The sequence below is a fragment of the Streptomyces sp. NPDC052301 genome, from assembly GCF_044593395.1.
Lineage (GTDB): Bacteria > Actinomycetota > Actinomycetes > Streptomycetales > Streptomycetaceae > Streptomyces.
In genome coordinates this window covers 24,987-47,409 of record NZ_JBIUBE010000027.1, presented here as the reverse complement: position 1 = coordinate 47,409, position 22,423 = coordinate 24,987, and the positions used below count along the sequence as shown (strand labels likewise).

The window sequence follows — 22,423 nt, the reverse complement described above, 5'->3', positions numbered from 1 at the left end:
CTGCGAGCAATGCTCAAGACCAGCAGCGGTGGCGGGCTGTGAACGCACCCCACCTCGTCGCCCTCGTCCGCGCTGGAGCCCGCTTCGAACGAGGACAACTCGTCGAACGAACCGCCACCGTCGTGGCATGAGTGACCCACCATCGGCACTGAGCCTGCGGTTTGCGAGGGAGCGTTCGTCAGGGTGGCGCGTGCCCGGTCCGTCTGGATGACGAGACCGGGCTCCACCGTCCGGCGGACGTGAACGCTCCCGGTGGTGGACGTACACGAGCAGGGTGATGTCCGAGGCTGGAGTCCCCGCCGAGAAAGGGGCATCCAGGTGGAACGCTGGGACCGGGTCGGACGGTGCGCGGGATACGGGGCGGCGCTGGCAGTGTCGTCCTATTTGTTGATCAAGGTGTCGTGGGTCGTCGGCTCGCTGCTGGGACTGGCGCCGATCGGGAAGGGCTTCAACCTGGCCGGTTGGGTCCTCCTCAATACCGTGACCATCGGCATGGCGGGGATCGGTATCGCCCTGGCGCTCGCCCTGGTGCGGCCCTGGGGCATGCGGATACCTGGGTGGCTGGTGGCCTTCTGCGCCTGGGCAGGGGCAGGATTCCTCGTGTCGATCCTGCCGTACGCCGTGCTCAGTACGGTACTGGATGCCGTACGCGGCGACACAGCGAACAGTGGGGGCGACGACTCCGCCATGCCTGGCTGGGGAGGCGCGCTGATCCAGTTCAGCTTCATCGGGATGGGGCTGGGGCTGGCCCTCGCGCTCCCCGCCTACCTGCGGCGTCGCTGGCCGGAAGCGTTCACCGCACGAGTCGGGGACAGCCCCCGTACCGCTGTGCCATGGGCCGCTGCCGTCGCAGCCGTCGTCGGACTTGCCTGGCTGCACTGGGCAGTTGGCGGCACCCTCGGAGTCGCACACCCGGCGGAGCGGAACACCGATGGGTACCTGCTGACGGGCGTGGGTGCGCTATGGGCCATCGCCGGATCCGCCGCCATCTGGACGCTCGCCCGACAACGTCCCGCCCGAGTGCCCCACCACCTCCTGCTGACGCTCGGCTGGCTCGGGTCGGGCTCGCTCTTCGCGTGGAGCGGCTGGAAACTGCCCCTCACCCTGTTCGTAGCCCTGGCCCACCCGACCGACCTCACCCTGCCGGAAAACCTCGCCGTCGCCGCAGTGCTGCACCTCGCCGCCGTCGTGGCGGGCGCCGGCATGCCGAGATCACTTGTCGGCTCACGCCCACGCACCACCGCTAGGGCCTGTTGCGAAAGTCCGTTCGGATGTGTACCTGTCCGCAGTGCTCGATCTCGACGATACGCGGCGCTCGGGTGTCGGAGGGCGTCCTGGCAGAGCCGGGCATCCCGGCGTTAAGAGACGAGCATCGCGCCGTCAGTGCCGTCGAGTAGGTTCTCTCCGTTCGGCCCGACAGGCGGGCCGCCGAACTGGGAGGACTCGTCGCCGTGAGCATCCACATGCACATGCGCGCCGTCGCGGAATCCGAGATCCGGGACGACCACACCTGGCTTGCAGCGTTCATGTGGGAGGCTTGGGAGAACCACCCCGACGAGTACGCAGCGGGCATCGCCGAGTCGATCGACAAGGTCTGGGGCTCCGTCAATGACCTGTATGCCGCTGCCGATGTCCTCGATGCGGATGCCGACGACTCTTGGGAGCTGCCGATTTACGGCGGGCGCCCCGTGGCACACAGCGCCGATGCCGACCCCTCCAACCCGCCCCTGGGGATTCTGGAGCCGCCTGGGGTGTCACAGGCCGCAGGCTTCCTCGCGAGTGTCTCCTTCGACGGGCTGTGGAACGTCGCCGGTGCCAAGCTCGTCTGGGCCGGCTGGGACGAAGCGCAGGTCAGGCAGGAGTTCCTCGACTATCACAGGGGCCTCCAAGCGTTCTACGGGCGGGCGGCTGCAGCGGGCCACGCCGTGGTCAGGGCGGTATGGGCTTGAGGCGTGGTCGCGTGCCGGTCACAGCCATTCGTTGATGGCGGCGACCAGCAATGTCGCTTCGTAGCGGACAGCAAGTTTGTCGTATCGCGTGGCGACGGCCCGGTGCCGCTTCAGCCGGTTGATGCCGCACTCGACGGCGTGCCGGGCCTTGTAGTCCTCCGGGTCGAACTTCGGTGGACGGCCGCCGCGGGGCCGAGCTTCTTTCGGTTGCGGGCCTGGTCGACCTTGTCAGGGATGGTGCAGCGGATTCTACGTCTGCGCAGGTAAGCGCGGTTTTTCCGGGAAGCGTACGCTTTGTCGGCGCGCACGCGATCGGGCCGAGTGCGCGGCCTGCCCGGCCCCATGCGGGGCACGCGGACCTTGTCCAGGACGGGCTCGAACTGCGGGGAGTCGCCGCGCTGTCCGGCTGTGACCACGATGGACATGGGCTTCTGCCCCTGCTCGGCGGCCAGGTGTAGCTTCGTGGTCAGGCCGCCGCGGGAGCGCCCGAGCCCATGGTCGTCCGGCTCAATGACGATGCCGCCGGGCGGTTCCTTTTGCAGGTCCCCCTTTTCCTTGCCCCAGCCGCGTGCTGGTGGGCCCGGACGATGGTGGAGTCGACGTTGAGGTCCCAGGTGATCAGGTCCTGGGCGTCGGCCCGGGCCTGCAGCTCGGTAAAGATCCGCTGCCAGATACCGTCTCGCTGCCAGCGGCGAAACAGGTCGTACGCCCGACCCCAGGGCCCGTACCGCTCCGGAACATCCCGCCACGGCGTCCCTGTTCGGGTCCGCCACCGTATGCCGTCGATCAGTCGTCGCCGGGTCCATATCGCCGGCCGGCCCGACTTCTTGCCCTTCGGCAACAGCGGCTCCAGCACCGCCCACTGCGCATCCGTCAGATCTCCTCGCCCCACGAATCGAGATCATCGCATGCTCAAGATCCACTTTCGATACACGCCCTAGGGCCTGTCCTGGCGATCACGAGCGGAGCCAGATGACGAGTGCGGCTGCGGTGACGGTGCCGAGGTAGACGTAGCCGCGCTTGTCGAACCTGGTCGCAACCGCGCGGAAGGTCTTCAGCCTGTTGATCGCCCGTTCAACGGTGTTGCGCTTCTCGTAGCGGTGCTGGTCGAAACCGGGCGGCCGACCCCCGGCGCTGCCGCGCCGGACCCGGTTGGCGGCCTGGTCGGCCTTCTCCGGGATGGCGTGCCGGATTCCTCGTCTGCGCAGGTAACGGCGGGTTCGGCGGTTGCTGTAGCCCTGGTCGGCGCTGACACTGTCCGGCTTGGTGCGCGGCCTGCCGCAGGTCAGCCGCGGCACGCGGATCCTGTCCATGACCGACTCGAACTGGGTGCAGTCGGCGTATTGCCCGGGCGTGATGACCAGCGAGAGCACCCGGCAGCGGCCGTCCGCACTCAGGTGGATCTTGGTAGTGAACCCGCCACGCGAGCGGCCGAACTCCCCATAGTCGTACCAACGACTGACTGATCGTCGGAACATCGTCCAGCCCCCAGCGATGTTCGGTCCTGACCGCTGAATACGGTGGAGGGGCCCGGTTGAATGAGAGGACGCGAAGACGTGGATGTGTATGAGGCCGTGGACAGCCGCCGGGCCGTACGGGCGTTCAGCGATGAGCCGGTGCCCAAGGAGGTCCTCGAACGAGTGCTGACCGCAGCAACGCGGGCTCCGTCCAGCGGGAACCTCCAGCCGTGGCACATGTATGTCGTGAGCGGCGAACCCTTGGCCGAACTGAAGAGGCGCGCGACGGCCAGGGCACTGGCGGGAGACCTGGGTGATGAGCGGGAGTATCCGATGTACCCGGACGAACTGACCTCGCCGTATCTGGACCGCTTCTCCGCTGCGGCGGCTCAGCGATACGAAGCGCTGGGGATTGAGCGCGACGACCCCGACCGGCCCCAGAAGATCGCTACCTTGAACTCGGAGGCGTTCGGAGCGCCGGTCGTCTTGTTCTGCTACCTCGACCGGACGATGGGGCCCGGACAGTGGGGTGATGCGGGGATGTACTTGCAGACGGTCATGCTGTTGCTGAGGGCGGAAGGGTTGCACAGCTGCCCCCAGGTGATGTGGACCATGTACCGCAAGACCGTCAGCCGAACAGTGGGAGCCGATGGCGAGCTTGTGCTGTACTGCGGCATCTCAGTGGGATTTGAGAAGGAAGGCGTGCCAAGGCTGCGTACCGGGCGGGCAGACATGACGGAAACGGTGAGCTTCATCGGAGTGTGACCGCTGACGGCCGAGATCGACAGGACAGGGCCTAGCACCAGCCCGACACGAATGCAGCCGTGATCATTGCTGTCTCGGACGGGCACGACCCGGCCTACCAGCTGCAGACGAGCCTGCTCACGCTGGTCTTCGGCGTAGCGCTCATCAGCGTCGGGCGAATGCTGCGGCGGACCGGACGGCCACCTGCATATCTCGGCTTCAGACAGAAGGCGTGGGCTCGCTGGTGCAGCAAGAGGGCAGGAGTGCCGGCGGAGCAATGCTCAGGACTTGTGGATCGGTTCCGGGAGGGATGCGAAGGGCGTACCGTCCCGAATGATCCTGTGATGGTCACCGAGTAGGCCCGCGTTCGCAGCGCGGGTCGGGAAGGCACGCCTGTGCTCAGCGTAGTCACCTCCGATGGCTCCACGCAGTCCGGCTACCTGATCGACGAGATCGTGCGCGAGGGCGCCCGCAGGATGCTCGCCGCCGCGCTGGAAGCCGAAGTCAACCAGTACATAGCCGAGTTGGCGGCGGAGACGGACGAGCGAGGCCGTCGCCTGGTGGTCCGCAACGGCCACCACCGGCCCCGGGCCGTGGTCACCGCCGCCGGGCCGGTCGAGGTCAGGGCCCCGCGGGTGAACGACCGCCGCGCCGACGAGGAGACCGGCGAGCGCAAGCGCTTCTCCTCGAAGATCCTGCCGCCGTGGTGCCGCAAGTCGCCGAAGATCTCCGAGGTGCTGCCGCTGCTCTACCTACACGGCCTGTCATCCGGAGACTTCGTGCCCGCGCTGGAGCAGTTCCTCGGCGGCGCGGCCGGCCTGTCACCCGCGACGGTGACCCGGCTGACCAGACAGTGGAGCGACGACCACGCCGCCTTCCAGGACCGGGACCTGTCGGACCGCGACTACGTCTACGTGTGGGCCGACGGTGTGCACCCCAAGGTCCGGCTCGGCCAGGCGCACTCGTGCGTGCTGGTCCTGCTCGGGGTGCGCACGGACGGCACCAAGGAACTGATCGCGCTCGCGGAGGGACTGCGCGAATCCACCGAGTCGTGGGCCGACCTGCTGCGCGACTGCCGCCGCCGCGGGGATGCGCGACCCCGAACTGGTCGTCGGCGACGGCGCGATGGGGTTGTGGAAGGCGCTGGCCGAGGTGTTCCCCACCGCCCGTCACCAGCGGTGCTGGGTCCATAAAGCCTGGAATGTCACGAATGCCCTGCCGAAGTCCGCACAGCCGGGCGCGACGAAAGCGATGCAGGAGATCTACAACGCCGAAGACCGCGCGCGCCGAGAAGGCGATCGAGGCGTTCGCGCGCACCTACGGCGCCAAGTGGCCCAAGGCGGTCGCGAAGATCACCGAGGACCGCGAGGAGCTGCTGGCGTTCTACGACTTCCCGGCCCAGCACTGGATCCACCTGCGCACCACGAATCCCATCGAGTCCACGTTCTCCACGGTCAAGCTCCGCACCGAGGTCACCCGCGGCGCCGGCAGCCCCGCCGCCGCGCTGGCGATGGTATTCAAGCTGGTCGAGTCCGCCCAGTCCCGATGGCGCGCGATCACCGGCGCCCACCTGGTCGCCCTAGTCCGAGCGGGAGCCCGCTTCGAGAACGGCGTCCTGGTCGAGCGCGACGAAGAGGTCGCCGCAGCCTGATCACACATCACCCAATTCACAACCCTTGACAATTGCTTCGGTGTTTTTCGGGTAACAGCCGCAACCGAAACGTCGGCGAAGACACTGCTTACCGATGTCAGGGCGGTTCACTCTAGGCGCACTGCCGCAGCAGCAGGCTGCCGAGCGTGGTGCGCCGGTGCAGAACGGCCTTCCCGGCGCGCGTCGTGGAGATCAGCCCGGCGCCGCGAAGGGCCGCTGTGTGGGCGGAGACCGTCGCGGCGCTGACATGGAGGTGTCGGGCGAGGTCGGTCGTGGTGCGGTCTTCGGCCAGTAGGTGCAGCAGCTCGGTGCGGGTGGTCCCGATCACCTTGATCAGCGCCTGCGGGCCGGTGGAGCCGCCGGGCTGCGGCGGGAAGCCAGGACCGGCCGGGTAAGTGAGCGCGACCGGGCGGTCCGGGAGGTTGGACAGCAGCGGCCCGCCGGACCAGTGGAAGCTGGGCAGCAGAAGCAGCCCGCGCCCGCCGAGGTGGACGTCCTGCGGCCGGCCTGGGAGTTCCCAGATTCCGCCGTGCAGACGGGCGCCCGGCAGCAGCCCGGCCAGCAGCAAGCCGACGCCGCCTTCGGCGAGTTGCACAGCCCGGCGCACGAACTCGGCGTGGTGCAGGTCCTGCACCTGCGCCCAGACCGGGCCAAGCAGCGCCTCGAATGCCGCGTGCTGCGCGCGGTGGATCAGGCGCCAGGCATCGGCGTCACCTCGGTGCAGGTCGTGGATCCACGCCGGCGTGGGCGTTCGCGTGGGTGCGTAGACGCGTTCCAGTTCGGCGCTGACCACCTCGGCCGGGGTCGAGCGGATCTGTTCCAGGGCCTCTGGGAGGGAGTCCGCCACCACGTCCAGGAAGCTCGGCGCCCGCCCGGCCGGGACGAGGTCCGCGAGCGGGTCGACCGCCTTCGGCAGGGCACGCAGCACTCTGCGCCGCCAAGGGCCGTGGAGCAGGTCGCCATCCCGGCGGCACATCATCGCCAGCGCCACGTTGAGTTCCTGGAGCGGGGCTGGCCGGGGCGCGAGGCTGACCCGGGCGAAGTCGTCCGGCGTGAAGTGGATCCGGAGCACGACGCCCCCTGCGTATCGGCCTGACAGTGTCCAGGGCGCCATCCTTGAGCCCCGAGCCTAAATGATCGCCCGCGCCGGGCCCGGCGGGACAGCATGCACGACATGACCTACGACTTCTCGATCAGCCGACGCGCCGTCACCAGGTCCGCGCTGCTGGGCTCCGCCGCGCTGGTGTTGGGCGTCGGCAGCCGACGTGCCCACGCCGACTCTCGTCCCACGGCGGCGGACCGTCCCACTACTGCGGATTCGGTCCCGGGCGACGCCGTGCTCACCCTGCCCGCGCCGACCGGCCGCCACCCGGTGGGGTGTCAGTCGGTGTACCTCGTCGACGGTTCCCGACGTGACCCGTGGGATCCCGCGATCCCGGTGCGGGAGCTGATGCTGACGGTCTTCTACCCGGCCCGCGAGGCCACTGGCCTACCCCCGGCTCCGCAGCTGCCGCCGCAGGCCGCGAGCGTGTTCGGACAGGTCACTCCGCGCAGCCCCCTCCACCTGCCCGCCGCCGGTGTGGACTGGGGCGCCACCCTGTCCCACTCGCATCCGGGCGCCGCGGCGCTGCCGGGCAGGCGTCCGGTGCTGGTGCACAGCCCGGGCGGCGGCGACCCGCGCGGCCTGGGGACGCTCCTGGCTGAGGACCTGGCCAGCCACGGAGCCGTGGTCGTCTCGGTCGACCACCCCGGCGACGCCGCCGCGGTCGAGTTCCCGGGCGTGACGACCTTCCGGGACGAGCAGACGCGGACGACGGTCTTCCGCGGCGACCCGCGGGACCAGCCGGCCGTCGCCCACACCATGATCGACGCGCGCATCGCCGACCTGCACTTCGTCCTCGACCGGCTCGGGCGGCCAGCCGACCTGCCACTGCCGCCCGGGCTCGCCGAGGCGCTCGACCTGCGCCGCGTCGGCGTGTACGGGCACTCGGCGGGCGGGAGCGCTGTCGCCGAGGTGATGTACGAGAACCGGCGGGTGCGCGCCGGGATCAACCTGGAGGGCTACCTGGACTACCCGCCCGCCACACCCGACGGCAGCGCCGAACCGTTCCCGGTCACAGTGGACGGAGTGGACCGTCCGCTGCTGCTGCTCGGCACCGATGAGTTCGACCGCCGACCTGAGCTGGATCGCTCCTGGTCGGCCGTAGCCGCCCGCTCGGGTCGGTGGGTCCGCAGCATGCGCATCGCCGACGCCAACCACTGGGTCTTCACCGACTACGCCGCGATGCTCCCCCAGCTCCAGGCGGCGGGGTTGATGACGGCGGTGGGGAGGGACAAGGTGATCGGCGACATCGACCCGACCGTCTCGGTTCCGAAGGTCCGCCATGCGGTGCGTGGGTTCTTCGCACGGCACCTGGCCGCCCGCTGATCCGAAAGAAACAGGTGCAACATCGGGATGGGCTGCGCCGCCCTCGGTCTGACGGTGCAGAACCCCGGCATGACCTTCGGGGCTGGCGCACTGGCCGCCCTGCACCTCGCCTCGACCGCCTGCATCGCCCGAGCCGAGCGGCACTACGCGTCTGCCGCGCTGGCAACGAGCGCGCGGCGACGGATGCTCCTTGCCTGGCGGGCCACACCGCAGTCACTGCGGGCATTGCTCCATCCACAGGTATTGACAATTACTCGTGCCGGCGTCGGGAGGCTCGGTGCAGCCATGATCGCCATGGGTGGGTTCTTCCTCTTCGGTACCGCATGCCTCGTACTCGGCGCGCTGGGCGTGCTTGGTCCCTGACGGCGGCCTCGTGAGAGGCCCCGCAGACCAGAGTAGAGCGCCACTGCAGCAGTGTGAGCTGTAGGCCTACGGAGTGCCCGTGGGGAAGGTCTGCGTCGTGCAGACGGCGCTTGACGGGCAGAAGGAGCGCACTGCGATGTCGAGTGGTTCGCGGATGAGGATGAGAGGGAGTGACGTGGAGCTGCTTGTGCGGATCGCGTAGACGTTGCCGTCCGCCGCTCGAAAGCGATGGTCGTTGACTTGCAGAGCTCCTTTGTCTTTGTCGTTGTAGCGGTAGGTGAGTTCCGCCCAGTCGGTTCCTGAGGCGCGGTGCAGAGCCTTGTAGCCGGGTTGGCTGGTGTAGCCGTAGTCGGGATCTTTCTCGGCAAGGCTGAGGGATTCCATGGGGCTGCTTTCCGCGGCCTCGAAGATCTGAAGTTGGCGCCCGTCTTCGGGAGAGTCGTAGTAGACCACCGGCGTCAGCTCACCCTGCACTTGCTTTCGGGGCCAGCCGCGTGGGACGACGACTGTGAATCCGGCTGGATCCCTGACCGTGTGATAGTCCGCGGTGACCGGCGTACTGGGCGGAGCAGACCTTGGAGCAGGTGACAGCAGACGAGCAGCACCGAAGGCCATGACAATGATGAGCAGGGCGGCAAACGCCATGCTGGTGCCCCCCCACCAACGCCTGGGAGGCTGCTCAGCCGCTGCCCCGACGTCGAAGGCCGTGTCCAGAGCGTGGAACGCGGTCGAAGCCGGCGCTGCGTCGGAGGCCGATGCATCGCCGTTCGTCTGCCTTCGATCCAGAGCTGCCGCCTGCGTCATCGGCACATCGAGGAGGGAAGCCAAATACCTTCGCCACAGCGCCCCCTCCCGTGACCGTCCCCGTTCGATCATCTGGTCAAGGGATGGAACATCGGTATCCGACAGTGACGCCCAGTACCTCTGCGCGAGCTTGCTCATGACTCGGCTGCCTCCGCCTCGTCCGGCAGAACGACCGGCTCACCTGTCTCTGCACTTGAGTGCGTCGTGGTGATCAGTGCCTGAAGAGTGCGGGCGTTGCCCAACTGCCTGAGCAACGCCGGCGCAGAAGCGCCGACGGCAACTGTGGCCAACGCTCCGGTGAGTTGTGGTGAAAAGATCCATCCGGCCCCAGCGCCAAGCGATAGCCGCGTCAGGGCCGCCATGGCGTCTGACGGGGGATCGACGAACTTGTCGAGCCTGGGCAACTGCTTTCGCCGTCTGTTCCCTTCGAGGGCACGGTGCCGGGCCGCCTGCCATGCTGCAACCCGTCCGTAGAAGACCACGACCTCCACGACGAGGCCGCCCACCGCACCGTAAGCGATGGACATCGTCTCCTGCATAACCGTCCCCCCGGCAATGGCACCGTCCAGCGGATGTAGCGTCCCAGACCAATCGGTGATCAGGCAGCCGGTTCCCGCACAACCCGTCGGAAGGACGTCCGGCACCAGGTCGCCGACCTCCATGAAGCCTTCCTGGAACTCGCCTGCCGCCTGATCACACGCCGACAGCTCAGCTTGCTGTGTCGGCCGTTGTCAGTCCCGCCACAAGGACCAGACGGGAGAGTCGACGAGTGAGGCGGCGTAGTCGCGGTACGGGACGGTGCCGTCGTTGATGTTGTCGGCGCCGGTCAGCACATGTTCGAGAGCGAGATGACTGGCATGATCGGCCTCCCGGGGGCGGCCGCGCGACGGAGACAGCCGCGCTCACTGACACGACCCATCCCCGATCCGGGCAGCCGCAGTTTCCGAGACATGCCCGCACGGCAACGGCCACAGGCGTGCCGTGGGCTTCAGCGCTGTCTGAGCTGCCCCTCCGAGCGGTCGTCAGCCGCAGCCCAGTCTCCAGCGGGCGCTGCTGCCCGCGAGCCACGCCGGACCGCGAGGAACCCGTACCGGACCGCTCACCACGCCGACTCACGCCGGCAGCTGCGGTATGAGGCTCGTAGCGCGGGCTGAGCCGGCGGTCTGTGCAGGGTGGACGTGCGTTCCTGCCCGTCACTCGATGAGGTAATGCGGATAACGCGGACGGCCGGCGCGGTCATGCTGTGATCGGTACAGGGCTTCGACCTGCCTGTGCCGCATCATGCGACAGTGAGGGGCGCTCCACATGACATCGAGGCGCGGCAGTGGCGACTTGGACGAGCAGGCGGTGTTGCTCGTCGCTGGCCTGACGGACCTGGCTGTCACCACGATCAGCTCGGCCGTGGGAACTGTCCACCAGTTGCTGCGCCGCGCCGACGGGCCTGACATCGCACGTGATGCGCAGCAGGACCTGATGGCTCGCGGCCGTATCGCGCTGGACCGTTGCGCTGCCGCTCCCGCCGCCCACCTCGAGGTGTTGGCCCAGCACGCACGGTCCCGGCAGACGGTTGCCGGCGGCGATGCCTGAACGCTTCGTCCCCGCCGAGTTCAAGAACACCATCGACACCGTCCTGACCGAAGTCCTTGCGGAGGAGGCCGAGCAGCTCTGCGCGATCGACGGCGCGCTCCAGCCGGTGGCCGAGCAGCTGCAGGCGGTGGCCGGGCACGGCAAGCGGCTGCGCGCGGCGTTCTGCTACTGGGGATGGCGTGCGGCCGGCCAGCCCGACAGCGGCCCCCTGACGCGCGCGGCAGCCTCCATGGAACTGGTCCATGCCGCAGCAGTGGTACACGACGACCTCATCGACGACAGCCCGCTGCGACACGGCCTGCCCACCGCCCACGTCGCGCTGCGGGCCGCCGTCACCGGCCGTCCCGGGGCCCGAGCTGCCGCCCGCTCCTTGGCCATGCTGGTCGGGGACCATCTGATGGCGCTGGCGGGGCAACTCTTCGCCACCAGCGGCCTGCCCGCCGCATACCTCGCCCGTGCGCGTCCCATGTGGGCGGAGCTGGCACGGGAGTTGATCGCCGGCGAGTGCCTGGAGATCCTCCACACCGGCGCACACCCGGACCCGGACGTCTCACTGAAGGTCGTGCGCTACAAGACCGCCAAGTACACCGTCGAGCAACCCCTGCTCATCGGCGGCCTGCTCGCCGGAGCCACCGCCCGGCTGCGAGCGGGACTGTCCGCGTACGGCCTGCCACTGGGCGAGGCGTTCCAGCTACGCGACGACCTGCTGGGTCTGTTCGGCGAGACCGGCCGCACCGGCAAGGCGAGCTTGGACGACATCCGCGGACAGCGGCCCACCGCGTTGCTGGCCACGGCCTGGCAGGCCGCCTCGCCCGCCCAGCGCGAGCATCTCGCGGGCGTACTGGGCCGCAGGGACCTCACCGAGGAACATCTGCGCGACGTGCGCGAGCTGATGGTCACGCTCAAGGCGCCCGAGCGGGTGGAGGCCATGATCGCTTCTCGGGTGCGGGACGCCGTCAGCTGCCTGGACGCGCTCGACATGCCGCACCCGGCCCGGGGGGCCCTGACCGACCTTGCCCACGTGGCCACCGACCGCCACCACTGACCCGCCTGCCCCGACGGCTCAGCGTCGAAGCCGTGCGGCTCACCGAGAGGGACTGCCGACATGACCTACACCGATGCCTCCATGGACGCCCTGCGCCAGTCGGGAGACGAACTCGCCGACGCGGTGGTGGCCACCCTGTTCGAACGGGGGGAGGTGGGCACGTTCAACACCCTGATGCGCTACGTCTCCAGCGCCGGAACCCCTCTGCCCGACGGGCTGCCCGACGTCGCCCGCGAGTACCTCCACGCCACCAGCGTGCCACCGGCCTGGGTGGACTGGTCCGAGATGGAGAAGGCCCGGCTGTTCTTCATCGACAACAACGTGCACATCTCCACCGCGCTGTCCTTCGCCTCCATGCCGGCCTGCTACGTCGTCCCCCACGTCGCCAAGCTGCTGTCGGCCACCCATGGGCTGAGCTACCCGTCCAAACGGATGGCTGAGACCGGGCAGTTCACCGTCTACCTGATGCAGCCCGACGCCTTCGAAGCAGGCAGCCGGTTCATCCCGGCCGCGCAGAAGGTCCGCCTCCTGCACGCGTCCATCCGGCACCACCTCAAGCGCGAGGACCGTTGGGACACCGAGACGCTGGGTGTGCCGATCTGCCAGGAGGACATGATCGGGGGACAGATGTTCTTCTCCTTGCTCGTCCTGGACTGCCTGCACCGCCTCGGCATCCACATGAGCGTCGAAGGCGCGGAGGCGTACTTCTACGCCTGGCGCGTCGTCGGCGCCATCCTCGGTGTCGACCAGGACGCCGTCCCCCAAGGCCTGGAAGACGCCAGGCAGTTCCTCGACCTGTACATGGTCCGCCACATGGGGCCCAGCGCAGAGGGCGCACAACTGACCCGACAGCTGATCGACCTCTACGAGGAAGTCGTCCCCGGAACCTTCTTCGACCCCATCGTCTCCGCCCTGATCCGCTACCTGATCGGCGACACCTGCGCCGACTGGTTGCAGGTTCCCCGCACCGCCTGGGACAGCGTGGTCAAACTCGCCCCAAGCCTGCTCGGCGTCCTGGAGACCATCGAGGACCGCTCCCCGCTGGGCGCCTGGGCTCTGGACCGCCTGGGCCACCTCACCACGATCTTCGAACTGTCCTCCCTCACCCGGGGTCGCGTCATGCACTACGCCGTCCCCGAACAGCTGAAGAAGGACTTCGGCGTCACCGGTACCGTGCCGCGCTCCCACCGCTGGACACCACCCGCGCCGTCCGTCGCGTCATGACGGTGGTTGCTTTCCGCCAGGGCCGGATCGCCCGGCTGGGTCGGACGGGTCGGACGGGTCGGACGGGTCGGACGGGTCGGGCGGGTCGGGCGGGGACGTGGGCATGACGGCGATCACTCACGCCGTGGTCCGCCGGCCGAGCCGGGCGTGGACGCGCGGCCCGTGACCACCGGTCCACCGCCTGGGATCCGTCAGCGGGCCAGCAGAATTGCGGCGGCCGACATGAAGACCACGGTTGCCGCACAAAAAGCGAGGTGTGAGCGTGGGTAGTCGTACCGCTCACGTGTCACTCCCTGGTTGATCTCGTGCGCCCACTCCGCGAACAGCTTGCGAGTCGGGTACATGCCGATCGTCAGTCCGATGAGCGCGAACGAGCACACGACGAGCATGCTCTCCTGAGCGAACCCTTGCCATGCGCCGTACGCCACGGCTCCGGTGCCGCACACCACCCAGATGAAGGGGTACACCGTCCAGAACCTCTGGATCGGTATCCATGTCGCCATGGCGGAGCAGTGGACCACGAGGGCTGTGATGGCCGACAGCCACGGCCACTCCGTGGAAACCGACGTGAGCACGGACTTCCCCCTGAGTCATGTGATCTGCAGAGAATAACAGCGAGGTGAGAGGCAGCCCGTTGACGGGCTCGCCTGCCTCGGCCGTTACGTGCTGGCTGAAAGCCACCGCGGCGACCTCGTACCCGAAGCGGGCCTCAGAAGAGACACTGTTCGGTCCCCGACCCCGAACCCGCAATGGAGCCGCAGCTACCCGGCCCCGACTTCGCTCGCGATATCCGCGGACTCGCGGCCTGCTGCGCCACGGATGCACAGGGGTCTGGGACAGTTCCCTGTCCCAGACCCCTGTGCAGGGTGCATACCGCTGGGCTCGAGGGTGAGCAGGCCGCCAGGCAGGCGAACCCGCTCGATCGAGCCGTACCGACCATCAGCTTTCCCGGGTCCCCGAGAAGCGGGCGGATCAGCGCAGTCCGGCGAAGAGGTCGTTCTCGGGCACGGCCGCGCCGGTGGTGTCCTGGACACGTACGAAGGTCTCGACGCCCATCAACTCGGTGAACTTCTTCTGGCCCATCTTGAGGAAGAAGATGTTCTCGCCCTGGCTGGCGTGCGCGGCCAGGGCATCGAATTTCTGACCGCCGAACGCAGTGGTGTCCACCCAGGTGGTGATCTCCTCGTCGGGAAGTCCGATCTCGGCCATCGCGGCGGCCTCGGCGGGATCCGGCTCCTGCCAGTCCGCACCGAACTCACGCATGGCCTCCCCGAACCGCTGCATCATCGAACGGGGCGCCGTCGTCCAGTACACCTTCGGCGTCTGCCCGGTCATCGCCAGCGCCGTCATCGTGATGCGATTGGCCTGGATGTGGTCGGGGTGGCCGTAGAAGCCGTTCTCGTCGTAGGTGACGACCACGTCGGGTTGGTGGCGGCGCAGGAGTTCCGCGAGTCGGGCGGCGCCCTCCTCCACTGGCGTCTGCCAGAAGGATCCGGGGGCGTCGTTGGTCGGCCAGCCCATCATCCCGGAGTCGGCGTAGTCCAGCGTCTCCAGATGACCGACCTTCAGGATGTTGCAGCTCGCCTCGAGCTCTTGGCGCCGCATCAAGGCGACGGCCGCCGGATCGTGGGCGGGGTCGTCCGGCTTGACACCCCCGGGTCCGTCTCCGCAACGGCCGTCGGTGCACGTCACGAGAACCGTGCGGATGCCTTCCGCCGCGTACCGTGCCAGGACACCTCCCGTTCCAGTGGCCTCGTCGTCGGGGTGGGCGTGCACCGCCATGAGCGTCAAGCGCCGGTCATTCATGAAAACAGTCCTCCTGTGTGAAAAAGCCTCGGTCCGAGTCTGCGGCAGGCGCATCAGGGGTCGCCCCGATTTCGGGTGACCGGGCGTACCGCGGACCGGGGGCCCGGATAGCGTCGGGGAGGACGATCTTTTGGTCTCTCTGGTCCCCGTCCGCGCGTGCCGGTCCCTCGGCTGGTGCAACAGTGCTGGCCGGACCGGCTGTTCCCGCCGAGCGCAGGGACATTTCCTGGCCTCGGCGCCGGCGCCCGTGTACTGGCCGCCGCGGATTCACGGTGACCCGTTCCACGGGATGCTCGTCGGAGAGCGAGCAGAACGGAATGCCCTTGCGACGGCATGCTCCTGATGCGGCGCCTCGGCATCGAGGACGCGGAACGCGGGAGGGCCGCCGCGGTGATGGACGCCGTGATCACACACCGTCTCCGAGCCGTCTCCGGGCTCGGGGCCTTGCGCGCCCGGAGGGGCAGCGCCCTCGTACTCGCCTACGTCGTCCAGGCCGCGCTCGCCGGCGACCTCCACATCCTGCGCACCACCGTCCAGTTCCTGGCGTACGTCTGCGGGGTCCCTGGTTCGGCTGCTCACCACTGGAGCCGGCCCGCCCGGCCGACCATGACGGGCTCGTGTTCGTCGAGGACGGTCTGCCGAGGCGGACGGTGCAGCGCCCCGCGCCCCCGCGGTGAAGACGAGTGTGCCCGCCCCGGCGGGGGCGGGCACACAGGCGCTGCGGAGGCGGCGGCGACGCCGACCTACTTCTCGTCCTCCAGGGGCTTCCCCAGCCGGACGATGGTCGAGCAGTCCAGTTGCTGCCGGTACTCCGTGGACTTCTCCGTGTACCAGAAGCGACAGCCGGACAGATTGCCGTGGATCGGGCCGGTGACCTTGATCCGGGCCACGTAGTACACGTGGGAGCCGGTCTTCGCCTTGACCGTCACGGGATGGCCCGCGTAGTTCCGCACCTTGAACAGGTCGGCCACGCTGCCCTTGCCGTCGGTGCGGGCGAACAGGACGTTGCCGTCGGTGTCCTCACCGTTGAGGGCCCGGTACTCGATGACCTTGATCCCCTCGGGGACGTGGGTGAACTCGGCCCTCGTGATCCGGACGTCGTGGCCGGACTCGTTCCAGGGCAGGGGCAGGCCCGCCCGTCTTGAGGCACTCGACGAGCAGGCCGTCGTGGATGGTCGCCGGCACCCTCGACAACGTGATCCCGTCCCCGGCCCGCTCGTTCGCGGCCGTCCCCGAACAACGACCGGCGGCCACCAAGTCGTCGGGAACGCCGGTCCACGGCGAACACGCGCCCCGGGGCGGCAACCGGCAGCTCGAACGCGCGATGATCCTGTTCGCGTTCGCGGCCCTGCTCGACCCCGCCTCCGACCAAAGACACAGAGGCACCCCCCGAAAGGCCGGGCCACCACACGTTCCCGGAGCTGAACAGGTTGTGGCATCCCGCCGAGGATCTGCGTCGCCCGGCCGCGTACGTCGTCGCCGCGAACAGCGATCTGTCTCTGTCGGCACACGGGCCGGTGATGAACCTGGCCGGAGCGCGGCCGTTAGGCCGGATGCCGTCTGCGGATGCATGCCGTGGCCGTCCACCGCAGCATCCTGATCATGCGGACATCTACTGTCATACGGGCCTGTCCTGTGCCGGTGCGGCGCGGTGGGGTGCGTCATGCCATATCCGTGGCTCTTGCCTGCGGTGTGCTGTTGGCGGGCACCGCGGCGTGCGCCGGAGCCGGCGGGCGCGGTAGCCGCGCCGGCGCACCGGGTCTCAACAACCCGGCGGTGTCCGGCTCCCTCGGACCGGAAGCGGCTCCCCGCCTCCCGGGCGTCGGAAGCCGCATGTGGAAGCGCGTGCCGGTCGACAGCCGCCAGGCGGTGGTCGTCTACGGCGACGGCCGGGACTCCGCCGAGAGCACCGTCGTGCTCTATGAGAAGCAGGGCACTGCCTGGAAAAGGACGGGCAGTTGGCCCGCGCACAACGGCAGGCTGGGCTGGACGACCGACCATCACATGGACGACGAGCGCAGTCCGGTCGGTGCGTTTTCCCTGACGGATGCGGGAGGGGCTCGCAAGGATCCGGGCAGCCGCTTGCGCTACTGGTACGACGACAACGCCTTCGCGTCCATGACGGAGGAGGGCGACGAGCACGCCCACGACTTCGACTACGTCATCGCCATCGACTACAACCGGCTCAAGGGCCTCCCGCCGTTCGACTGGAACCGTCCCCAGGGAGTGGAGAAGGGTGGCGGCATATGGCTGCACCTGGACCACGGCGACGGCACGTCTGCCTGTGTCACCGTTCCCGAGTCCGGGATGAAGACCCTGTTGGGCACCCTCGATCCCCGCCTTCACCCCGTCGTGGTGATGGGGGACCGTGGGCGCCTGAGCGCCTGACGGCGGGCCGCTTCGTCCGGGGCGGCGAGACGCGGCCCATCGTCAACGAGGCATGCGTCCTCCCCCCAGTTCTCGGCCACATCGGGCATCGCGCGTTCGCCGTGCCCCGCAGCAGGGGAGGGACGCGCGTCAGAGGACGTCGTGGGGCCGGGGGCTGCCCCGCGGGTCCGTGGCCGCCTGTCTGCCGGCCGTCGACGGTGCTGCCGGTTCCCGGCCCGCCCGGCCCCCCCGATCCCTCGCCGTACCGGGCGAGTTGAAGTCCGTCGTACATCAGGAACGCGGGCGCGCGTACGCCAGGGACGAGTTGCCCGCGGCGTTCGTCGCCGACACCGGAGAGGTGGTCATGGGACTCTCGGATCCGGACGAGGCCCGGCCCTTCCTCAGGGGCGACAGCCGTGCCGCCGCCTCCGACCGCCCGGTCCGGCGCCTGCCTCGGATCGCCAAGTTCTCGGCAGCCGTGCACAGTCGCACGGTCGGCGGTGCGCTGATGGCCGCCCTGATCTCCGCTCCCGTCCTCTACGTCGGCCCCGACGCCATGCCCTGGGCGCTCGACTGGCTTCTCTGCGCCCTGGCCGCGGTCCCGGTCGTCGTACTGCCGGTGCGCGGTATCGCGGAGGCCTCCCATGCCCTTCCGGACGGTGTGCGCTGGACCGTACAGGAGGAGTCGGACCCGTCGATCGCCTGAGGCGCGGCAAGACTGCCGGTGGCGTGTGCCGGCCCTGGGTCATGCGTTTCGACCTTGCCGTCCGGGACTGCGTCCGACCGGAGGACGATGCTGCCGCCGTCCGGTGCTTCCTCGGCCGGTACGGCCGCCGTGTCGAGGCCGATGACGAGCCCCCCGGCATGCCCTGCAGCGCGCCGTCCACGACCCACCCCATCCGCTGAGCAGAACCGCCCGCCCTGCCCCTGGGCGGGCATCGGGGCCATCGCCGAAGCGAGAAGAGGCACAAGGCGGTGTGACGTGCAGACCGTCGCCGAGCGCGGCCGACCAGCGCCGAGCGCGCCGCGACACGGTGCCGAGGCCAGGAACGACCACTCCAGGCTCAAACCAAACCGAATGCAGAAACACCTGTTCGGCCGATAAGGTGGCATAACACCCAAATCTGCACGTAAGGGTCGTACGGCCCTCGGTTCCGTCCCTGAGCAGGGCCAACCCCATGCGACCCGTCCGGAGGAGGACGCGATGGCGGACGCGGCAAGCAGCCGGGACGTGGTGGAGCGTCCCGCGAGCACCGAGCGGATCGTGACACTCACCGTGAACGGGCAGTCGCACACTCTGCGCCTCGACACCCGGGTCACCCTTCTGGACGCCCTGCGTGACCGGCTGGGGCTCGTGGGCACGAAGAAGGGCTGCGACCAGGGAGCCTGTGGTGCATGCACGGTCCATGTGGACGGCCGACGCGTACTGGCCTGTCTGACGCTCGCGGCCCAGGCCGAGGGCCGGGAGATCACCACCGTCGAGGGCCTCTCCGCCGGTGACGCGCCGCATCCGGTGCAGCAGGCGTTCATGGAGCACGACGGCTTCCAGTGCGGATTCTGCACACCCGGACAGATCATGTCCGCGGTGGCGCTCATGGCCGAGGGCAGGACCGGCTCCGACGAGGAGATCCGGGAGTTCATGAGTGGCAACCTGTGCCGCTGCGGCGCCTATCCCAACATCGTCGCGGCGATACGAGACGCGGCGTCCCGAGGAGGCCGCGATGCGCACCTTTGACTACGTCCGGGCCACCGACACCCGCGAGGCCGTCCGCATGCTGGCGGACGATCCCGCCGCCTCCTGCCTGGCGGGCGGCACCACACAGCTCGACCTGATGAAGGACGGGGTCCTGGAGCCGCCGCGGCTGATCGACATCACCCGGCTCCCGCTGCACGGCATCGAGCGCCGAGGCGAGACCCTGCACGTACAGGCGCTGGTGACCATGGAGGAACTGGCAGCCGACACCACGGTGAGCGAGCGGCTGCCCATGGTGCGTGAGGCTCTGCTGCTGGGCGCCTCGGTCCAGCTGCGGAACATGGCCACCATCGGCGGCAACCTGCTGCAGCGCACGCGGTGCCGCTACTTCCGGGACCCCACGGTCGGCGCGTGCAACAAACGCGCCCCGGGTTCCGGCTGCGCCGCGGTGAACGGGGTGGCGCGGATGCACGCCGTGCTCGGTGCGAGCGAACGGTGCATCGCGCTGCACGCCTCGGACCTCGCGGTCGCGCTGGTGGCGCTCGGCGCGATCGTGCACATCCAGGGTCCGTCGCGATCCCGCACGGTGCCGCTGACGGAGTTCTACGTGACGGCCGACGAGAGCCCGGAGCGTGAGAACGTGCTGGAGCACGCCGAGCTGATCACCGAGGTGGAGATCCCGCTGCCCCCGCCGGCCGCCCGATCCGGCTACCTCAAGGTCCGTGACCGGGCGTCGTACGAGTTCGCCCTCACGTCGGCCGCGGTCATGCTGGTCGTCGAGGGCGGCACGATCCGGCTGGCGCGGGTCGGCCTGGGCGGCGTGGGCACGAAGCCCTGGCGGGCCTACGAGGCCGAGCACGTACTGACCGGTGGCCCAGCGACCACGGCCACCTTCCGGGACGCTGCCGACGCGACGATGCGGGACGCGTGGACCGTACCCGGCACGGCGTTCAAGGTGCCGCTCGCCCGCCGCACCCTGGTGCGTGAACTGCAGACCGTTTCCGGAGTGTCCTCATGAGCACCGTCAGCAGCAGACCGCTGGTCGGCACGGGCGTCAACCGGGTCGACGGCCCGCGCAAGGTCACCGGCACCGCCCCGTACCCCATGGACTTCGACGTCCCCGGCCAGACCTACGGGGCACTGGTGCAGAGCACCATCGCCGCGGGGCGGATCGTCCGGATGCACACCGAGGCCGCCGAGGCGGCCCCCGGCGTCCTGACGGTCCTCACCCACGAGAACGCCCCGAAGGTCGGGACCGGTCCGGTGACCGCGCTCGGCGCGTCCCCCGCCACACCGCTGCGCAACGACCGGATCATGCATCACGGACAGCACATCGCCTTCGTGGTGGCCGAGACCCCGGAACAGGCCACCGCCGCGGCACGCCTGGTGCACGCCGACTACGAGGTCACGGAGCCACTGCTCGACCTCCACGACCCACGTGCCGAGCAGGTCGTCGACCCTTGGGACATGGACACCACACGCGGTGACCCCGCCGCGGCGCTGGAGTCCGCCGACGTGGTCGTGTCAGCCGTGTACACGACGCCGGACAACACCAACAATCCCCTCGGTCTCTTCGCCACGCTGGCCGCCTGGGAAGGCGACAGCCTGACCGTGCACGACACCAGCCAGTGGCCGTCCATGGTGCGCACCACCCTCGCCATGGTCTTCGGCATCCCCGAGAGTTCGGTGCGCGTCCTCGTGCCTTACGTCGGCGGGGGCTTCGGCGCCGGCCTGCGCGCGTGGCCGCACGTCATCCTGACCGCCATGGCCGCCCGGACGCTGAACCGGCCGGTCAAACTGGTACTGACCCGGCCGCAGATGTTCACCTCCGTCGGCCACCGCCCCAGCGGCGTGCAGTGGCTGAGCGTCGGAGCCACCCGTGACGGCCGGCTGGTCGCCTTGGACCACCGCAGCCTCAGCTCCCTGGGCATGGAGGACACCGACTTCGAACCGTTCACCTCGGGCACCGCGTACGCCTACCGGTGTCCCGACGTGATCACCCGGGACCGGCAGGCCCGGCTGAACATCGCCCTGCCGACGTCGATGCGGGCCCCCGCCGAGGCGCAGGGCAGCTTCGCGCTGGAGTCGGCCCTGGACGAACTGGCGTACGCGCTCGGCATGGACCCCTTGGAGCTACGGCTGCGCAACCACACGGAGGTCGATCCGCGCAATGAGCTGCCCTGGTCCGGCAAGGCGCTCCTGGAGTGCTACGACGTGGGCGCGCGGCGCTTCGGCTGGGCCGACCGTGATCCGCGGCCGGGCTCCATGCGCGACGGCAACTGGCTCGTCGGCTACGGCATGGCGAGCGCGATGTTCCCCTACTTCGCGCTGCCGTGCGCGGCGCAGGCCACCGTGAACAGCGACGGCAGCGCGCTGGTGCGCAGCGCGGCGACCGACATCGGCACCGGAACCTACACGGTGATGGCGCAGCTCGCCGCCGAAGAACTGGGCCTGCCCCTCGACCTGGTCCGGTTCGACCTGGGCGACTCCGACATGCCCAACTCGATGATGGCGGGCGGCTCCGGACTGACCGGTGCGCTGGGCAACGCCGTCCACGACGCGTGCCGGCGCCTGGTGCGGTCGTTCGCGGAACTCGCGGCCGGCGACGCCGATTCACCCTTGCGGGGCACGCCGGCCGAGGACGTGCGGTGCTCCGAAGGGAAGCTGCATCCCGTGGGCCGGCCGGACCGTGCGGAGACGTACGGCGCCATCCTCGAACGACACGGCCGGTCCGAGCTCACGGCGAACGGGAACAGCACTCCACCCGCCCCCACCGATCTGGGCATGTCCCTCGCCGGGGCCTACGGCGCGAAGTTCGTGGAGGTCCGGGTGGACGCGGACCTCGGCCTCATCCGGGTCGCCCGGGTGGTCTCCGCGATCGACGGCGGCCGCATCCTGAACGCGAAGACGGCCAGGAGCCAGATCATCGGCGGTACCGTCGGCGGCATCGGCATGGCCCTGCTGGAGGACACGGCCACCGATCCGTCCACCGGACGCATCGCGAACGGCACGTTCGGCGACTACCTCGTCGCCGTCAACGCCGATGTCCCGGACCTGGACGTGGTCTTCGTCGGCGAGCCGGACCGGGCCACCCCCACCGGGACGAAGGGCGTCGGCGAGGTCGGCCTGGTCGGGATCGCGCCCGCGATCGCCAACGCCGTGTACCACGCCACCGGCAGACGCCTGCGCGAACTTCCGATCACCCTGGACGCCTTCCTGTGACGTCACGTCAGGGCCTGGTGGTGCCGCGACGGCCGCCCGGGCCTGGTGGTGCCGCGACGGCCGCCCGGGCCTGGTGGTGTCGC

The 22,423-nt window shown here is 69.5% G+C and carries 20 protein-coding genes and 4 pseudogenes; 15 read left to right on the top strand and 9 right to left on the bottom strand.

Translation table 11 applies throughout. The features are described from left to right. The first annotated feature begins 318 nt into the window (after positions 1-318). The gene (locus ACIHEJ_RS40260) at positions 319-1,362 is read left to right on the top strand and encodes a hypothetical protein (protein ID WP_400142847.1); all 1,044 of its coding nucleotides are present in this window, start codon (positions 319-321) and stop codon (positions 1,360-1,362) included. Positions 1,363-1,451: 89 nt separating this feature from the next. After that, positions 1,452-1,949 carry a DUF1877 family protein gene (locus ACIHEJ_RS40255; protein ID WP_400142846.1) on the top strand — a complete coding sequence of 166 codons (498 nt, stop codon included), beginning with the start codon at positions 1,452-1,454 and terminating at the stop codon, positions 1,947-1,949. 18 nt (positions 1,950-1,967) lie between these two features. Here ACIHEJ_RS40255 and ACIHEJ_RS40250 read toward each other — a convergent pair. Continuing rightward, positions 1,968-2,841, bottom strand: a pseudogene (locus tag ACIHEJ_RS40250) (IS5 family transposase). A 64-nt stretch (positions 2,842-2,905) separates the two neighbouring features. Continuing rightward, a pseudogene (locus ACIHEJ_RS40245) lies at positions 2,906-3,382 on the bottom strand (IS5 family transposase); the annotation flags it as partial. A gap of 123 nt (positions 3,383-3,505) precedes the next feature. Here ACIHEJ_RS40245 and ACIHEJ_RS40240 point away from each other — a divergent pair. Next, positions 3,506-4,171 (top strand): nitroreductase, encoded by a 666-nt coding sequence (locus ACIHEJ_RS40240; protein WP_400142845.1) that lies wholly within the window; start codon positions 3,506-3,508, stop codon positions 4,169-4,171. A 374-nt stretch (positions 4,172-4,545) separates the two neighbouring features. Next, positions 4,546-5,801: pseudogene (locus tag ACIHEJ_RS40235) on the top strand (IS256 family transposase). Positions 5,802-5,913: 112 nt separating this feature from the next. On the opposite strand, the gene ACIHEJ_RS40230 reads toward ACIHEJ_RS40235, so the two are convergent. Continuing rightward, the gene (locus tag ACIHEJ_RS40230) at positions 5,914-6,873 is read right to left on the bottom strand and encodes an ArsR/SmtB family transcription factor (protein ID WP_400142843.1); all 960 of its coding nucleotides are present in this window, start codon (positions 6,871-6,873) and stop codon (positions 5,914-5,916) included. Positions 6,874-6,975: 102 nt separating this feature from the next. Between ACIHEJ_RS40230 and ACIHEJ_RS40225 the strand changes: the two genes are divergently transcribed. Together ACIHEJ_RS40225 and ACIHEJ_RS40220 are read left to right on the top strand one after the other, a co-directional pair. Beyond that, a complete protein-coding gene (locus ACIHEJ_RS40225) occupies positions 6,976-8,229 on the top strand; it encodes an alpha/beta hydrolase family protein (protein ID WP_400142841.1) in 1,254 nt (417 codons plus the stop codon). A 54-nt stretch (positions 8,230-8,283) separates the two neighbouring features. Beyond that, positions 8,284-8,592 carry a hypothetical protein gene (locus tag ACIHEJ_RS40220; protein WP_400142839.1) on the top strand — a complete coding sequence of 103 codons (309 nt, stop codon included), beginning with the start codon at positions 8,284-8,286 and terminating at the stop codon, positions 8,590-8,592. 66 nt (positions 8,593-8,658) lie between these two features. Here the strand turns inward: ACIHEJ_RS40220 and ACIHEJ_RS40215 are convergent, their stop codons facing one another. The 3 genes from ACIHEJ_RS40215 to ACIHEJ_RS40205 form a co-directional block, all read right to left on the bottom strand. Further along, the gene (locus tag ACIHEJ_RS40215) at positions 8,659-9,534 is read right to left on the bottom strand and encodes a hypothetical protein (protein ID WP_400142837.1); all 876 of its coding nucleotides are present in this window, start codon (positions 9,532-9,534) and stop codon (positions 8,659-8,661) included. Continuing rightward, on the bottom strand, positions 9,531-10,058 hold the full coding sequence (locus tag ACIHEJ_RS40210) for a hypothetical protein (protein ID WP_400142835.1): 528 nt from the start codon (positions 10,056-10,058) through the stop codon (positions 9,531-9,533). The genes ACIHEJ_RS40215 and ACIHEJ_RS40210 overlap by 4 nt, the downstream gene beginning before the upstream one ends. A gap of 69 nt (positions 10,059-10,127) precedes the next feature. Further along, positions 10,128-10,292 (bottom strand): DUF4253 domain-containing protein, encoded by a 165-nt coding sequence (locus tag ACIHEJ_RS40205; protein WP_400142892.1) that lies wholly within the window; start codon positions 10,290-10,292, stop codon positions 10,128-10,130. A 436-nt stretch (positions 10,293-10,728) separates the two neighbouring features. Here ACIHEJ_RS40205 and ACIHEJ_RS40200 point away from each other — a divergent pair, with 436 nt between their 5' ends. From ACIHEJ_RS40200 to ACIHEJ_RS40190, 3 genes are read left to right on the top strand one after another with little or no spacing between them, the layout of a single operon-like run. Beyond that, entirely contained in the window at positions 10,729-10,983 is a 255-nt protein-coding gene (locus ACIHEJ_RS40200) for a polyprenyl synthetase (RefSeq protein WP_400142833.1), read from the top strand. Further along, positions 10,976-12,028 carry a polyprenyl synthetase family protein gene (locus ACIHEJ_RS40195; protein WP_400142831.1) on the top strand — a complete coding sequence of 351 codons (1,053 nt, stop codon included), beginning with the start codon at positions 10,976-10,978 and terminating at the stop codon, positions 12,026-12,028. The genes ACIHEJ_RS40200 and ACIHEJ_RS40195 overlap by 8 nt, the downstream gene beginning before the upstream one ends. A gap of 60 nt (positions 12,029-12,088) precedes the next feature. After that, entirely contained in the window at positions 12,089-13,252 is a 1,164-nt protein-coding gene (locus tag ACIHEJ_RS40190) for an oxygenase MpaB family protein (protein WP_400142829.1), read from the top strand. Positions 13,253-13,443: 191 nt separating this feature from the next. Here the strand turns inward: ACIHEJ_RS40190 and ACIHEJ_RS40185 are convergent, their stop codons facing one another. The 3 genes from ACIHEJ_RS40185 to ACIHEJ_RS40175 form a co-directional block, all read right to left on the bottom strand. Then, positions 13,444-13,755 carry a hypothetical protein gene (locus ACIHEJ_RS40185; protein WP_400142827.1) on the bottom strand — a complete coding sequence of 104 codons (312 nt, stop codon included), beginning with the start codon at positions 13,753-13,755 and terminating at the stop codon, positions 13,444-13,446. Positions 13,756-14,224: 469 nt separating this feature from the next. Beyond that, on the bottom strand, positions 14,225-15,058 hold the full coding sequence (locus ACIHEJ_RS40180) for a PIG-L family deacetylase (protein ID WP_400142825.1): 834 nt from the start codon (positions 15,056-15,058) through the stop codon (positions 14,225-14,227). A gap of 743 nt (positions 15,059-15,801) precedes the next feature. Further along, positions 15,802-16,029, bottom strand: a complete 228-nt coding sequence (locus tag ACIHEJ_RS40175; protein WP_400142823.1) for a hypothetical protein — start codon at positions 16,027-16,029, stop codon at positions 15,802-15,804. A 281-nt stretch (positions 16,030-16,310) separates the two neighbouring features. On the opposite strand from ACIHEJ_RS40175, the pseudogene ACIHEJ_RS40170 reads away from it, so the two are divergent. From ACIHEJ_RS40170 to ACIHEJ_RS40145, 6 genes and pseudogenes are all read left to right on the top strand, one after another. After that, positions 16,311-16,442, top strand: a pseudogene (locus ACIHEJ_RS40170) (IS110 family transposase); the annotation flags it as partial. A 449-nt stretch (positions 16,443-16,891) separates the two neighbouring features. Further along, the gene (locus tag ACIHEJ_RS40165; protein ID WP_400142821.1) at positions 16,892-17,446 is read left to right on the top strand and encodes a hypothetical protein; all 555 of its coding nucleotides are present in this window, start codon (positions 16,892-16,894) and stop codon (positions 17,444-17,446) included. Between the two features lie 169 nt (positions 17,447-17,615). Continuing rightward, a complete protein-coding gene (locus tag ACIHEJ_RS40160) occupies positions 17,616-18,131 on the top strand; it encodes a hypothetical protein (protein WP_400142819.1) in 516 nt (171 codons plus the stop codon). A gap of 498 nt (positions 18,132-18,629) precedes the next feature. Then, on the top strand, positions 18,630-19,160 hold the full coding sequence (locus ACIHEJ_RS40155) for a (2Fe-2S)-binding protein (protein ID WP_400142817.1): 531 nt from the start codon (positions 18,630-18,632) through the stop codon (positions 19,158-19,160). Then, on the top strand, positions 19,147-20,136 hold the full coding sequence (locus ACIHEJ_RS40150) for an FAD binding domain-containing protein (protein WP_400142815.1): 990 nt from the start codon (positions 19,147-19,149) through the stop codon (positions 20,134-20,136). The genes ACIHEJ_RS40155 and ACIHEJ_RS40150 overlap by 14 nt, the downstream gene beginning before the upstream one ends. Next, the gene (locus ACIHEJ_RS40145; RefSeq protein WP_400142813.1) at positions 20,133-22,340 is read left to right on the top strand and encodes a xanthine dehydrogenase family protein molybdopterin-binding subunit; all 2,208 of its coding nucleotides are present in this window, start codon (positions 20,133-20,135) and stop codon (positions 22,338-22,340) included. Before ACIHEJ_RS40150 ends, ACIHEJ_RS40145 begins: the two co-directional genes overlap by 4 nt. The last annotated feature ends 83 nt before the right edge of the window (positions 22,341-22,423 follow it).

Coding starts and splice junctions, on each gene's coding strand:
- ACIHEJ_RS40225 (WP_400142841.1), top strand. CDS start 6,976: ATGACCTACGACTTCTCGATCAGCCGACGCGCCGTCACCAGGTCCGCG.
- ACIHEJ_RS40215 (WP_400142837.1), bottom strand. CDS start 9,534: ATGAGCAAGCTCGCGCAGAGGTACTGGGCGTCACTGTCGGATACCGAT.
- ACIHEJ_RS40210 (WP_400142835.1), bottom strand. CDS start 10,058: ATGGAGGTCGGCGACCTGGTGCCGGACGTCCTTCCGACGGGTTGTGCG.
- ACIHEJ_RS40195 (WP_400142831.1), top strand. CDS start 10,976: ATGCCTGAACGCTTCGTCCCCGCCGAGTTCAAGAACACCATCGACACC.
- ACIHEJ_RS40190 (WP_400142829.1), top strand. CDS start 12,089: ATGACCTACACCGATGCCTCCATGGACGCCCTGCGCCAGTCGGGAGAC.
- ACIHEJ_RS40185 (WP_400142827.1), bottom strand. CDS start 13,755: ATGGCGACATGGATACCGATCCAGAGGTTCTGGACGGTGTACCCCTTC.
- ACIHEJ_RS40180 (WP_400142825.1), bottom strand. CDS start 15,058: ATGAATGACCGGCGCTTGACGCTCATGGCGGTGCACGCCCACCCCGAC.
- ACIHEJ_RS40165 (WP_400142821.1), top strand. CDS start 16,892: ATGTGGAAGCGCGTGCCGGTCGACAGCCGCCAGGCGGTGGTCGTCTAC.
- ACIHEJ_RS40155 (WP_400142817.1), top strand. CDS start 18,630: ATGGCGGACGCGGCAAGCAGCCGGGACGTGGTGGAGCGTCCCGCGAGC.
- ACIHEJ_RS40150 (WP_400142815.1), top strand. CDS start 19,147: ATGCGCACCTTTGACTACGTCCGGGCCACCGACACCCGCGAGGCCGTC.
- ACIHEJ_RS40145 (WP_400142813.1), top strand. CDS start 20,133: ATGAGCACCGTCAGCAGCAGACCGCTGGTCGGCACGGGCGTCAACCGG.